This is a genomic window from Algoriphagus litoralis (genome assembly GCF_003259255.1).
GTDB classification, from domain to species: domain Bacteria; phylum Bacteroidota; class Bacteroidia; order Cytophagales; family Cyclobacteriaceae; genus Algoriphagus; species Algoriphagus litoralis.
This window is the reverse complement of the sequence record NZ_QGOL01000002.1, coordinates 1-16755: the sequence shown is the minus strand read 5'-3', so window position 1 is coordinate 16755 and position 16755 is coordinate 1. Positions and strand designations below refer to the sequence as shown.

Sequence of the window (16755 nt, the reverse complement as noted above, 5' to 3'; positions counted from 1 at the left end):
CACATAATCCACCAACCCCATCCCAAAGCCTGAATTATCAGGCTTTGGGTGTTTTTACGAAAAACAAATCAGCTATGAAAAATCCAGCACTTTGGGCAGTCTTACTTTTACTAACTGCCGCTTGCCAAAATCAGCCAACGACTACTACTGAGTCAAGGGAGCTTGCAGAAGAAGTCTCTACCTCACAATCAACGGAGGGTTCCTATACTCAAGATGATCAAGAAAATAACATTCGATTGATCCAGATGACCCTTCGGGATATATACAAGGAAGATCTAGAAAAGGACTGGATCGATACGTTAAGCAGGCAGTTTAAATACTCCCAAGTAGACCTGAATCAGGACGGCAAAAAGGAAATACTTATTGGGTTGACAGGACCCTATTTCTGCGGTTCCGGAGGATGTACCCTGATTTTAACTTCTCACCAAGGAGATGTGATTACCCAGTTTTCTGTGGTCGATTATCCGGTCTATGTCGCAAAAGAGTCCTCCAATGGATGGCAAGATCTGATTTTATACAGCGGAGATAAAAATCGATTGGTAAAGTTTGATGGGCAATCCTATCCATCAAATCCTTCGGTCTTGGCGGCGTATTCGGGGGATATAAGTCTTTTGGAAAAATTACTGGATTGGGAGAGTCAGGAGATGTTTTCCTTTTGACCAAGCCATCTTCTTTGATTTAATAACTTAACAAATTATTCAATTGATTTTCACTTGAAAATCAATAAAATATTTTATTTTCATTTTGTTTTAGACTGAAATTATATGGTGGACTTTTATCTTGGGAAATTAGGTTTAAGTATCCTTTTTCCTTTTAGAAGGGGAGCTTTTGCAATTGTGCATCTTATGATGTTTTTTTTGTCTTCCCCAGTCATAGGTATAAGTAAAGAGAATGCTCACTTATATTCAAGTCAGGTTGAAGAAATTCAAAATGAATATAAAATATATCAAGATCAATTTTCGGTAAATGATGCGGAATCATCTATTATAAATCAATTTGATTCCGATGTAATAACTTCTGAAATTCTATTTGAAAGTGGTACAGTAAAAAAGGATGGTGAAGATAGGGAACCCTCAAAAGTTGCCAACTCGCTAAGCGATGGAAATAAAATTAGTAGACCAAATAGTAACGCGAATAGATTTGCTGGGTATAATACTAAGTCTGAGGTTACTTTAATCCACTCCGTTCCAACTTCTCCTCTTTTTGCTTCACAGATTTGGAGCAATTCGATCACAGGAACGAATCCAAGCGGATCCAATCCCTATATAAACGGGGATGTGGTCAATCCGAATATAACTGTATCTGGAATTCGGAGAGGCCCAGGAGTAGACGCTGTAAGTGTTCCGGACCAATATGATGCTTCAGGATGGAATAGCACTAATATTAATGGGTCTAAGTATTATGAATTTACCCTAACGCCTCAATCTGGATATCAGGTTAATTTAGCTAGTTTTTCTTTTACTGGGGTGACAAGTGGATCTGGCCCGGTCAATTTTGCTTTGCAATCAAGTCAAGATGGCTTCAGTTCAGTAATTGGAACGGTTACCTCTGGCGCCAATTTGGTTTCCTTAACAGGTAAGGATTTTCAGAACCTTACCGGTACTGTCACTTTCAGACTCTATGCATGGGGAGCTCCTATCTTTGGAGGAACTTTTGGAATCGCTGATTTTTCTTTTGTCGGAGACGTTATAGTGGACAATACCGCTAACCAAAGTATATGGTCTAATGCCATAACCGATCCAAATCCCAGTGCTTCCAATCCATTTATCAATGGGCAGGTGGTCGATCCAAATATCACTGTGTCGGGGATTAGGAGATCAAGTGGTGTAAGTGGATTTTCGGTGGCAAACCGCTATGATGCCACCGGGTGGAACAGCGGCAGCTTTGACCCAAATGATTACTTTGAGTTTACACTTACACCTAACTCCAGCTACAAGCTCAGCTTGGAAAGTTTTGTATTTGATGGGCAAACTTCGAGTGCCGATGCTCCCAGTTCATTTTCCATCCGATCTAGTCTTGATAATTTTAGCAGTGAATTGACGGTCGTCGAGGACTTAAATAGTATTGATCTTAGTAATGCCATTTACCAAAATATTACTGGTCCGATTACATTCAGAATTTATGCATGGGGAGGAATCACCTCGAGTGGTAGATATGGAATTAATTCATTTGCATTCAATGGAATTGTTGAAGTAGATACTGAAGAAGATGCTTCACTTTGGTCCAATCCCATCATTGGGTCTGACCCCAGTGCACTAAATCCATTCACCCTAGGGGATGTAGTCGTTCCCAATCTCACCGTGTCTGGCATTACAAGAGGAAGTGGGATTTTCCCAAGGACAACATCCATGCGTTTTGATGCCACAGGATGGAACAGTCCCTCTCTTGATCCAAATGACTATTTTGAATTCGTTTTGTTACCGGATGTTGGCTTTAAGTTAAACTTGAACAGTTTCATTTTTGACGGTCAAACGGCGGGAATAAATGCCCCAACAAATTTTGCTTTACGTTCCAGTCTTGATAATTTCTCGTCCAACATTGGGACGCTACAGGATGATTCCAATACTATACTTTTAACCGATCCTTCTTTTCAGAATGTTTCTGCAATTCGGTTTAGGATATACGCTTGGGGGGGGCCCTTGTCTGATGGGCGGTACGGTATCAATTCCTTTGAATTTAGGGGAAGTTTAGTTCCGGATTCCTGTGTGGTGCCGACTTTGACAACCTCTGGAGTGATAGATCCGGCAAACTTTAATTCCTTATCTACCACCACAGTTATTTTGCCATATTCAGCTTCAACGGGTAACCCGCTTGGATACCGAATTGACTGGAATGTAGAAGCTACAGCCGCAGGGCTCATAGATCAAGCCAATCCTTCAGAGACCTTTAACTCGGGACCAGGCAATGTAGATATTGTGATTCCTGCGAATATCCCTCCTGGAACTTATTCTGGGGTCATTTCCATTGGTACAGGAGTTTGTATCAGCAGTTATGCAATATCTCTGACTATCTTACCAACTTCGGGTCCTGTAGGAAATCCTGGTGGAGTATCTGGTACCAACCTTTGGCTAAAAGGAAATCAGGGGATCACCAACACAGGTACCACTCTAACAGGTTGGGCGGATCAGACAGGTGTAAATACATTCACAGTAACAGGTTCTCCAACCGTTACAACCAATGCCGTCAATTTCAACCAGGCTGTAAGTTTTAATAATGATGGTCTAAGCAGTTCATTACCCACAAATTACCTGTCCGGAAATACCGCTATTGATTTTACTGAGGGATTTGCCGTATATAAATTTTCAGATGGATCTTTTGGTCAAGCCAATTTTTTAGGTGGGGTTGATCCTCCATCTTTTCCAAGGAGAGGGGTGGTTATTTTTGGAGGCAGTGGGACAAACAATTCTTGGATGCGGCCCGGAAATGAGAGTTCCACAGTGGAAGAATTCCGGATTCAAAGTACCAATTTTGATAACAGGAAGCTGAATATAGTCAACCTAGACGCTACTCTGAGCAGTAGTCCATTCGGTACAGGTAGGGTAAATGGGACTGATCAGCCAGTTCTAGGAGCGACACCTGATTTTAGTAAGATCACTTTCAAGCCTATGATTGGTGGAACCAATAACGGTAACAACAATAACTTTGGCCATATGAAAGGAGATGGGCTTTTGGCAGAGCTCGTTGTTTTTCCAGCATCAATTCCTCTAGCAGATAAACAAAAAATAGAATCATACCTAGCCATTAAATATGGCATAAGTCTGGGGCAAAATGTTGCTCCAATTGCTGCTGTTGATTATTTGTCATCTTCAGGGACAACAGTTTGGTCTGCCAGTACCACCTATAATTATGATATTTTCGGAATCGGTAAAGACGATGCCAGTGGATTGAACCAGACTCAATCCAACAGCATCAACACCGGTTCAGGTGATGGAACTGGGCAAAGCGGTAAGGGAAATATTGTGCTCAGGAATCCATCTTTACTAGGAGATGGAGAGTTTTTAATTATAGGGCATGACAATGGGGCACTAGCTGAGCAAGATACCGATGTTCCTCCTGGACTCAATATGTTCCGTTTGGGTAGAGAATGGAAAGTACAACGAACGGGGGATCCTGGTACGGTGGATCTGGAATTTGATTTTAATGGAATAACCACTTCCGGTGGTACCACCGATGTCAACAATTATCGTCTACTAATAGATTCGGACGGGGATGGAGATTTCACCACAGGTACTGTAGAGCAGATAACTCCTAATGCTTTCGGAAGTCCAAAATTGATTTTTAATGGAGTCAATTTACCGAATGGGGCTGTTTTGGCTTTTGCCACGGGTCTTCAGAATCTATCTTGGACATTAACCAAACAAAGTTCCTCATCATCTTTTGATGCCGTTGGTGCGGGATTGGTGTACCAATTTTTTGCCACTAATACTGGAAATGTCAGTATTTCAGGAATTTCAATCAATGACCCACTGATTCCAAACTTGTTACAAACTCCAATTCAGGGGACTGACATTGGAAATGATGGCATCATGAGTCCGGGAGAAACGTGGAGATTTATAGGACCTTATACGACAAATCAGGCGGATTTAGACCGGGGATTTGTGGAAAACACTGCGACGATTTCTGGGACACCAGCAGGTGGTACCTTAGCAGATGCTACTTCCAATACCGTAACTGTCAATGCAGTCCAGAATCCATCTTGGACAGTTACCAAATCCACTTCCACAGCAGATTACGACCAAGTCGGGGATGTAATAAATTATGAAATCCAAATTCAAAACACCGGGAACGTCAGTATCAGCAATGTAAGCCTATCTGACCCGAACACGACAATTTCTGCAACTATCCAGGGAGACAATGCTCCTTCAGGTACGCTTGATGTCGGTGAAACTTGGACTTATTCTGCTACCCACACGGTAACCCAGGCGGATATCGATGCGGGAAATTATTCCAACACTGCCACTGCAAGCGGTTCTCCTGCGGGAGGGACATTGACTCCAGGAATTTCCAATACCGTAACGGTAAATGCAGTCCAGAATCCATCTTGGACAGTTACCAAATCCAATTCTACAGTAGATTACGACCAAGTCGGGGATGTCATAAATTATGAAATCCAAATTCAAAACACCGGGAACGTCAGTATCAGCAATGTAAGCCTATCTGACCCGAACACGACAATTTCTGCAACTATCCAGGGAGACAATGCTCCTTCAGGTACGCTTGATGTCGGTGAAACTTGGACTTATTCTGCTACCCACACGGTAACCCAGGCGGATATCGATGCGGGAAATTATTCCAACACTGCCACTGCAAGCGGTTCTCCTGCGGGAGGGACATTGACTCCAGGAATTTCCAATACCGTAACGGTAAATGCAGTCCAGAATCCATCTTGGACAGTTACCAAATCCAATTCTACAGTAGATTACGACCAAGTCGGGGATGTCATAAATTATGAAATCCAAATTCAAAACACCGGGAACGTCAGTATCAGCAATGTAAGCCTATCTGACCCGAACACGACAATTTCTGCAACTATCCAGGGAGACAATGCTCCTTCAGGTACGCTTGATGTCGGTGAAACTTGGACTTACACTGCGACTCATACAGTCACTCAGGCAGATATTGATGCGGGAACTTACTCCAACACTGCCACTGCAAGCGGTTCTCCTGCGGGAGGAACATTGACTCCAGGAGTTTCCAATACCGTGACGGTTAATGCGGTAGTCAACCCTGAGTTAACAGTAACTAAATCTACCTCTGCCCTGAATTACAGCCAGGTGGGTAGTTCAATTTCTTATACAATTGAAGTTGAGAATATAGGGAATGTTTCAATTTCCAATATTGTCATCACCGATCCATTGGCCACCACAGGTCCTACCTATGTGTCCGGAGACACAGGTGCTGACGATGTCATGTCTCCTGGAGAGACATGGGTTTATACTTTGACCCATCAGGTGACACAAGCTGATCTTGATGCGGGTTCTATTGTAAATACTGCAACAGCTACTGGAACACCTGCTCAGGGTACACTCACTCCTGCTACAGGTAGCACAACCATCAATGCGGTTACCAATCCGAACATTAACATCATTAAGACAGCTAATAAAACGGGCTATAGCCAAGCAGGAGAAACTATAGATTACTATATCAATATCAACAACTCCGGTAATGTCACCCTCAATGGATTTACGGTAGAAGATGTCAATACTGGAGATACCTATAATGTTGCAAGTATTTCTCCTGGCCAAACCCAGACTTATACCGTCACTTATACGGTGACTCAAGCGGATATTGATTCAGGCAGCATTGATAATGTGGCCAGCGTTTCAGGAACAGACCCGAATGGAGCACCTTTAGCAAGAGGAGATGACCTTACCATCAATGCTTCTCAAACCCCAAGACTGGATATAAGCAAGTCTACGACGACCACACAGTTTACCATGGCGGGTGAAATAATCACCTACACTATTGTTGTTGAAAATACAGGTAATATCACCATCAATAATCCGGTGGTCACTGATCCAAATGCTGATTCTGGACCAACGTATGTTTCTGGTGATCTTGCAAATACAGGTGTATTAGATGTAGGGGAAGTATGGACCTATCAAGCAACCCATACCGTGACTCAAGCCGATATGGATGCGGGTACCTTTACCAACACAGCCACAGCAAGCGGTACTCCAGTGGCTGGCACATTAACTCCGGAAACTTCTACGGTCACTACTCCGGGAGACCAAAGCCCGGATTGGTCAGTTGAGAAAAATAACACCAACATCCCAAGTGAGTTTACCAATGCAGGTGAAGTATTGACCTATGATATTGTTGTGTCCAATACAGGTAATATTTCCATTTCCAGTATCAATGTCTATGATCCAAAGGCAAGCACAGGACCTACCTATGTTTCAGGAGATCTAGCTAATACGGGTATATTGGATGTAGGTGAATCTTGGACTTATTCAGCCTCTTATACAGTCACTCAGGCTGATATTGATGCAGGGTCTTTCTCTAATTCAGCAACTATTGATGGTGCCTCGGTAATTGGACCTTTACCTGAAAAAACTGATAATGAAACTGTTTCAGCTGTAGGTTCTCCGGATTGGACACTGAGCAAATCTGCCTCTCAACCTACTTATGATCAAGCCAACCAGACAATAACCTATACTTTTGTCCTGGATAATACGGGAAATGTAACGATCTCTAATGTAGTATTGGATGATCCAAATGTGACTTCGGGCCCTACTTTGCAAAGTGGTGATACGAATAGCAATAACAAACTAGAGCCATCTGAAACATGGACCTACACGGCCACTTATCAAATTACGCAGGCGGACATTGATGGGGGGACATTTACCAATACTGCAACGGCAACAGGCACTCCATCTCAGGGCACTTTAGGTTCTGTGACAGATTCTGAAACAATCAATGCTGTTAAAAATCCAGACATTTCTGTCAATAAAACAGTAACTCCATCCACTTACGATACCCCTGGTCAGGTAATCACTTATACCTTGCAGGTGACCAATTCTGGTAATGTGACTCTTTCTGGTATTCAGGTATCCGATCCTGAAATCAATTTGACCCAGACCATTCCAACGCTTGCTCCAAGTCAAAGTAAGTCTCTGACTGGTACTTATACGGTGACCCAAGCAGATATTGATCGTGGTACACTTTCCAATTCTTTGACGGCAACAGGCACTGACCCGGATAACAATTCCGTGACTGACAATACTCAGGTAGATGCAACAGCCATTCAAAATCCTGATTTGGTAATCCTAAAAACCACCAATGCTTCAGGCTATACCAATGCTGGTGATGTCATTGCTTTTACGATTATCATCTCCAATTCAGGAAATGTAACGCTCACCGATCCAAATGTCACCGATCCATTGACTGGTCTTGATGTTTCTAGACCTACTTTGGCTCCTGGGCAATCCTATACAGTCAATACAAGCTATACAGTCACTCAGGCTGATGTGGATAACGGCTCCATTACCAATGTGGCATCCATTGATGCAATGGATCCAAATGGTTCTACAATTTCAGGAACAGATGATATTACCATCAATGGAGCATTTACTCCTGATTTAGAAATTTCGAAGCAGGTGGTCAATACAGGATTTGATCAGGCAGGTGAAATTTTGGATTATGTAGTCGTGGTAGAAAATACTGGAAATGTTGATTTGACAGGAGTTGAGATCACAGATCCTTTGACCGGAGATGATATTATTGTTGGAGCAATGGCACCTGGACAGATAGTGTCTTACACCATCCAATATACAGTCACTCAAGCTGATGTGAATAATGGCTCGATTACAAACACCGTAACTGTGGATGGAACTGATCCGAAAGGTGGAGATGTAACTGATACGGATGATGATATTTTGGATGGTTCCCAAAATCCCGCTTTGACATTGGATAAGCAAAATGTCAATACAGTAGCTGCTGCGGGAGAAGTGGTAGAATACCAATTTGTAGTCACCAATACGGGTAATGTCACGATTTCTGATGTTGAAATCACAGATAGCCTCACGACGCCTTCAACGATAACAATTGGGGATCTGGACCCAGGGGAGTCGGCTACAGTCACTGCTTACTATACTGTCACACAAAATGATATAGATAGTGGCCAAATCACCAATACGGCGATTGCGACTGGTCAAGATCCTAATGGAGTAGACGTCACTGATCAGGATACAAACTGGATTGACAGTAATCCTACGCCTAGAATAGAAATTGAGAAAAGCTCAAATGCATTTGGGTATTCATTTGCCGGCGAGGTGATTGGATATACCCTTGTAGTGACCAATAATGGAAATACTACATTGGATAATGTGAATGTGGAGGATTCCAAATTAGGTTTCCAAAATTCCATTGGAACCTTGTTGCCGGGTGAAAAACGAACATTTAACCCAATCTATGTCGTCACGCAACAAGATTTGGATTTAGGAGAAATCCTAAATATTGCATCTGTTTCTGGTGAAGAAACAGGGTTGGGTATAACTGTATCAGATGTAGATGCTGCGAATTTATTGGGAAGCCAAACTCCAAAAATCAGCTTAAAAAAGGAGGCCTTAACTAATGGATATGATACCGCAGGTGATATTATTGAATATGAATTTACAATCAGAAATACAGGAAATGTTACCCTAAGCAATGTTCGAATTTCAGATCCCTTAATCAGTTCATCTCCATTAATCATTCCGGATCTGCAAGTTGGCGCCTCGCTATCAAGAATAGTGGCTTATACGGTCACACAGGATGATATCAATTCTGGATCAGTGACAAATACTGCACAAGCAGAAGCAACAGGACCAAAAGGTCAGCGGGTATTTTCCAGCGATAAAGAACTTGTCAATGCAGCGCAAAATCCTGGGTTGGTATTTGTGAAAACCTCTACACCTAAAGTGGTAGATGCAGTTGGTGAGGTAATTACGTACATCATTAGAGTAGCTAATACAGGAAATATTTCCTTGTTCAATATCAAGGTGGAAGATCCTCTGGTTTCTTTGGATGAAACAATCGCAAGATTGGATCCAAATCAAACTCAAGCCTATACCACCACCTATACCGTGACCCAGGCCGATCTGGATGCAGGAAGTATCACAAATGCGGCTACTCTTGTAGGCTCTGATGCCTTAGGTAACAACTACAACAGAAACTCATCTACAGTGACTGATGTAGATCAAAATGCGAATATCTCAATTTCCAAAGTTGCTGATGTAAGCTCATTTGATACAGCAGGTGATATCATCAATTATACTATTGAGGTTGAAAACACCGGAAATATTACTGTTGAAAATCTGCAGGTAACTGATCCAAAAACCAATGCACCAACTTACGTTTCAGGAGATACTGGTGTGGATGGACTTATGTCTCCAGGTGAAATATGGGTTTATACCACTAGCTATACGGTTACTCAGGATGATGTGGATAGTGGAGGATTTAGAAATGACGCAAATGCCTCAGGTACTACCTCTACTGCAGGACCAGTAACTGACAATACCAATGTGAACGTGCCATCTGATGTGCAGCCAAGTTGGACTATTGCCAAAACAATAAGTACCAACCCAGCTACTTATCAGGCGGTAGGAGAAGTTTTAGCATATCAGATTGTTGTTACCAATACAGGAAACGTAAGAATCAATAATGTTTCTGTGGCGGATCCTAAAGCAGATAGTAGCCCTGTTTATGTTTCTGGTGATACAAACAATGATTCTAAACTGGATTTGACAGAATCTTGGACTTATACAGCAGAGCATACCGCCACCCAAGCGGATTTGGATTTAGGGACTTTCACGAATACTGCGACTGCTTCTGGGAAACTCACTAGTGGAACGATTCCAAATGTGACAGATTCTGAAACAGTTACTGGTCAGCAGAACCCATCCTGGACATTGACAAAGGTCAGCACCACCCAGCCGAATTCATTCAGAAATCCTGGACAGGGACTTTCCTACAATATTATTGTGGAAAACACCGGAAATGTCAGCATCAGTTCTGTCTCTGTTGCCGATCCTGGAGCAACTTCAGGTCCTACCTATAGATCAGGGGACTTAAATAATAACCAGATTCTCGAAGTGTCCGAGTCTTGGACTTATTCGGCAAGCTACACAACCAAGCAATCTGACATAGATGCTGGCCAGTATGAAAACACCGCTACAGCTACAGGAACTCCTGCTGGAGGCACATTGCCAAATGCTACAGATACTGAGATTGTACCTGCCGTTCAGACGACAACTATCGATATCACCAAGACTGTCGCCCAAAATGGATACAACCAGATCGGTGAGGTCTTGAATTATACCCTGGTAGTCAGAAATACCGGTAACGTTACATTAACAAATGTGCTGGTAGAAGATCCTAATACGGGGCTTTCTGAAACCATTGCAACCATGAATCCTGGCGATAGTAAAACTTACCAGGAAACCTATGTAGTGACCCAGACAGATATTGACCGGGGTAAAATCGAAAATATCGCTACGGCTACTGGAACATTGCCTAACCTTAGCACTATTTCTGACACAGCGACTGAGATAATCAATGGTGCACAAACTCCAGGGTTGAATCTATTCAAAGACGTTCAGCAAAGCGGCTATTACCTACCTGGCGAAATCATCAACTATAGCATTTATGTCCAAAATCCTGGAAACATCAATATTTTCAGTTTAAATGTAGTAGACAATAAGGTAGGCTTGGATACCACATTAGCGGTACTTGCACCTTCCGAGCTTGTCCGATTTGATGTTGATTATACAGTTACCCAAGTGGATGTTGATTTGGGCTCCATTACAAACGTCGCTTCTGCTTTGGGTAGGGATTTTAATGGAAATATCCTGACGGCTACCGATTCAAAAATCTTGATCGGTACTCCTGATCCAAAAATGGTTGTTCGAAAGTCCACCCCAACATCAAATTATGCCCAACAAGGAGATGTAATAGAATATCATATTTCTGTTGAAAATACAGGTAATTTGACCTTGCTGGATGTGACCGTGACAGATCCTAAAGCGGATATCATCACTCCAATGCCAATAGCATCCATTCCGCCGGGTCAGACTGTTGTGGTAGATGCGCAACATGTGGTTACTCAGGCAGATATTGATGCTGGAAGCTATTCTAACACAGCCACAGTTTCTGCCACTGAGCCAGACGGCACGGTAATTAGCCAGCAGACAAATCAGATAAGAGTTCCAGCTATCCAGAGCCCGGATTATCAGATCACGAAATCAAGTTCTACAGCCAATTATGATGCTGTGGGAGATGTGATCAATTATACTTTTGTAGTTGAGAATACTGGAAATGTGACCTTGAAAGATCTGACCCTATCAGATTCGAAAGCACAGATTACAGCAGGTAATCCTATTTCTACTTTGGCACCAAGTGCTACAGCCACAATCACTGCTGTGCATACAGTAACACAAGCTGATTTGGATGCTGGCCAATACCAAAATACCGGTTCGGGTACTGCGAAGGATACAAATAATAAAGACATCAAGCGAAATTCCAACCAGGTAACTGTTCCAGCTGTCCAGTCTCCAAGTTTGGACATCGTGAAAAGTTCTGCGCAGTCTACTTATTCAACCTTGAATGAAGTAATCAATTATCAATTTGTAATCACCAATACAGGTAATGTGACACTCACAGATACCAAAGTGGTGGATAACAATACAGTAGTAGCAGGAAATGCTTTTGTACTCAGTCCTGCGGCAGTAAGAACTGTGACCGCAACTCACACAGTCACCCAGGCAGACTTGGATGCTGGCCAGATTATCAATGTAGCGACAGTTCAGGCAAAAGACCCTAAAAATGCCCAAGCTTCTGCCATTTCCAATGTGGTGACTATTACGGCAGTTCAATCACCTGGACTTCAAGCTGTCAAATCCTCCTCTGTTCAGACCTATAGTCAAGTTGGAGAGACAATTCAATATTTGATTGCTGTGACCAATACTGGAAATGTCACTTTATCAAATTTGGTAACGACAGATGCGAAGGCGACAGTCAATGGAGGTAGCCCAATTGCAAGCTTAAAACCTGGTCAGACCTTAAATGTTTCTGCTTCCTATCAAGTGACTCAAGCAGACATCGATGCAGGAAGAATCATTAATATAGCCTCTGTCAATGGAGAGGATGTAAACGCTGATCCTATAGGAGCAATCACCAATTCAGTTACAGTCACGGCTGTACAAGACCCAGAAATTCAGGTAACTAAAACTGTCAATCCATTATCGTATGATTTCCTTGATGAGGTTCTCAACTATACCTTGGTGGTGGAAAATACTGGAAATGTAACTTTGGAACAGGTGAATCTAATAGATAATCTCACCTCGGTAAATGACAACATCGGCACATTAATTCCTGGACAGACTTACACAACTACGGCTTCCTACACCATCACTCAAAGTGACCTGGATACCGGATCGGTTCCAAACATTGCTACGGTTACCGGAGTGGATCCAAACACGATGACAGTTACAGATACCGATAGAGAAGAATCTATCGGAGTTCAGGATCCACAAATTGACATTCAAAAATCTGCTGATGTTAGTTTGGTAAGAAATGCTGGAGAAGTGATCACCTACACCTTTGTAGTGGAAAACATCGGTAACCAGACCCTGATCAATGTAGAAATCGATGATCAAAGAATTCCTTACAACCAAGTTGTGGGTACACTATTGCCAGGTCAATCCGAAACCTATTCTACGGTTTACTCAGTTACTCAGGCGGATATTGACAGTGGATCTATTGACAATAGTGTAACTGTGATTGGAGATGCTCCAAATGGACAGAAAACCTCTGACACTGATCAAGTGACAGTAGCTGTGGATCAAACTGCAAGAATTGAACTGACAAAATCAGGTGATAAATCCTTCTTCACTGCCGTTGGAACTCCGATAAATTATACCATTGTAGTAGAAAATACGGGTAATGTTACCTTGACTGATGTCAATACAGTAGATACTCAACTCGGAATTTCTGAAACCGGTACCTTGGCCCCAGGTGACTCATTCACCTATACAGGAGTTCATACGACCACTCAGGCAGATTTGGACAGAGGAAGATTCGTCAATACTGCCTCAGTAAAAGCTACCCAGCCATCTGGACCTGTTTTATCTGCAACAGATTCATGGACTGCTACTGCTGTTCAGTTCAGTAATTTAGTGGTTAATAAGTCAGTGAGTCCGGTAATATTTAATGCTGCCGGTGAAGTACTGACATATAATATTCAAGTCGTAAACAACGGGAACGTGACATTGAGTCTTGTTAAGACTGAAGATCCAAAAACCGGATTTGTGGCGTCTGAACCTACTTTGGCACCAGGTGCAACCTTGACATACACCACGACTTACACCGTGACTCAGCAGGATGTGGACAATGGATTGTTTAGAAATATTGTTCAGTCAGTTGCTAATAAACCTGACGGAATTAAGGTAACTGGACAGGATGATGCCATTGCAATTTCGAATGGAAAAGGCGGTATTGAACTGACTAAAACTGCACTTGCAAATACCTATACTCAGGTTAATGAAGTCATTGAATATGAGTTTACCATCACTAATATTGGTACGCTCACCTTGGATAATGTGCAGCTGGATGATTCAAGACTTGCCTATTCGCAATCAATCGCTACACTGAGTCCAGGTCAGACTGAAGTATTTACGGCTAGCTATTCTGTGACTCAAGCTGATTTGGATGCTGGTTCTATTTTGAATTCTGCGACTGTGACTGCCACAGATTCTGATAATAAATCACAATTAGATACTGATGATGCAGTGGTCAATGCATCCCAGAATCCAATGATTGTTTTGACTAAGAGTGTAAATCCTACTGTAATTGCGAGCGCTGGTGTTGATTTAACCTACACGTTTGTTGTGACCAACACAGGTAATGTGAGCCTTTCAAATGCTGAATTGGTAGATACCATGTTGCCAGGATTCAGCCCTCCTCCATTTGATTTGATTCCATCAGAATCTGCGACATTCTCCTATGTGTATCAAAGCACCCAAGAGGATATTGATAGAGGATTCATTTTGAATTTTGCTAGAGCAAAAGCAGAGGATCCAAATGGAACTTCCGTTTCTGATATTGATAATGCTTTAGTAACTGTTCAGAGAAATGGTGCAATAGCTATTCAGAAAACAGCTGATTTGTCCACAGTTACAACTGCTGGTGAAGTTGTAAACTATACCTTGATCGTAACCAATGTCGGTAATTTGACGCTGAACGATGTGACTACGGATGATCCTTTGACTGGATTAAGTGAGTACGAAGTTGAGTTGGCTCCAAATGCTTCGATTACGTACAGCACTACTTATACTGTGACTCAAGTTGACATTGACGCAGGAAGCATTCGAAATGTAGCGACAGCTGAGGGAGTGACTGACTATGGAGTATCCAGAGTCGATACAGATGATGCCGTTGTAAATGTGGTTCAAAACGGATCCATTTCACTTACCAAAACCGCCAATCCACAAACTTATGCGGTGCCAGGCGAAGTCATCACATATTCATTTGTAATTGAAAACACAGGTAATGTTACCCTGGCTCCGGTAGTTCTATCAGATGCATCACTTTCCTTAACTCAAAATTTTGCAAGTCTAGCTCCAGGCCAGTCCGTTACTAGTACAGCGACATATTCTGTCACCTTGCTGGATCTGAATCGAGGTTACATTTTCAATGAAGCGACTGCAGTCGGTACCGGACCTAAAGGCAAGGATTTTAGAAATACAGATACTGAGAGAATCACTGCTACCAGTAATCCTGGTATAGGTATTACTAAGACTGCGAATGTCTCCAACTACCAAAATGTTGGAGATCAAGTGCAATACACCATGGTAATTACAAACACTGGAAACACATCCCTACTTGGTGTCAATTTGGTGGATAAACAAATTCCTATTCTTCAGGTGAAAACTGGAATGGTGCCGGGTGAAGTTTGGACTCAGACAGGAACACATACCATTACCCAAGCAGATATTGATGCAGGGTCTTTGACGAACACGGCAACTGTTACGGCTAATTCCCCTCAAGGCACTTCAGTGAATGGTTTGGCATCCGTAACGATTAGAGCAAATCAACAATCCGGAATCCAATTGCTTAAAACTGCTGATGTCAACCAGGTTGACTTGGCTGGAGATGTTATCAATTACAGTTTAATTGTTAAAAACACAGGTAATGTGACTCTTAGCAATGTCGTATTGACTGATCCTTTGACCAATTTATCTGTGGCTATAGGCACTCTTCTTCCTGGGCAGGTAGCGACAAATACTGAATCTTACCAAGTTTCCCAGGCAGATATCGATGCCGGCTCTATCCTGAATACTGCCACGGTGGTTGGTCAAGATCCTAGTCTTCGAGCAGTGGGCGATACTGATGCAGTTACAGTGACAAGTGTACAGACTCCGGATTTAACAATTGAGAAACAATCCGATATATCCACCTACAATGCTGCAAATCAGGTAGCCAACTTTACTTTGACAGTGACCAATACTGGAAATGTCACATTAACTGCGGTTACAATTACTGATCCGTTGACGTCTTTGAACGTGAATGTAGGGGACCTAAATCCGGGCCAAGTTGCGGTACGAACTACTTCTTATACCATAACTCAGGCAAATGTAGATCAAGGAAGCTTCTTGAATACGGCGACCGTTCAGGGATTGGATCCAAATGCAATATCTGTAACAGATTACGATGATGTGAGGCTCAACAGCGTCAGAAGACCAAATATAGAGCTAAGTAAATCAGCAGATAAGGCTACTTGTAGTGTGGCTGGTGAACCTATCACTTATACACTTGTAGTGACCAATACTGGCAATGTCACCTTGACCAATGTTTCACTTAGTGATCCTTTGGCTAATTCTGGACAAAGTGTGGGTAACTTGGCTCCTGGAGCAGTCCAAACAATCACTGCAGTTTATACTGTGAAGCAGTCCGATGTGGACAATGGTATAATAAACAATACAGCTACCGCTTCAGGAACATCTCCTTCTCAATTAACAGTTAGAGATTTTGATTCTGAGTCAGTCACTGCAATTCAGACCCCAGGCATCAGTTTGACAAAAACAGCTAATCCGGCTACCTATTCACAGGAAGGGGATCAGATCAGCTACAGTCTGGTAGTGACCAATACAGGCAACGTGACCTTGGACAATGTGACGGTAAGCGATGCGGGCACGACGTTGGGCAATCCGCAGGTGGGCACGTTGGCACCGGGCCAGAGTGCAACAGTTGGAGCCGTCTACACGGTAATCCAGTTAG

2 protein-coding genes are annotated in these 16755 nt (G+C 42.5%); both read left to right on the top strand.

Translation table 11 applies throughout. The features are described from left to right. Positions 1 to 74: 74 nt before the first annotated feature. Positions 75 to 659, top strand: coding sequence for a hypothetical protein (locus DK188_RS00015; RefSeq protein ID WP_111668733.1), 585 nt, complete (start codon positions 75 to 77; stop codon positions 657 to 659). 618 nt (positions 660 to 1277) lie between these two features. Continuing rightward, positions 1278 to 16755: DUF7507 domain-containing protein (locus DK188_RS00010; RefSeq protein ID WP_198672940.1), on the top strand; the 15478-nt coding region annotated here is incomplete at its 3' end.

Excerpts from the sequence above, each read along its gene's own strand:
- DK188_RS00015 (WP_111668733.1), top strand. The coding sequence starts at position 75 with ATGAAAAATCCAGCACTTTGGGCAGTCTTACTTTTACTAACTGCCGCT.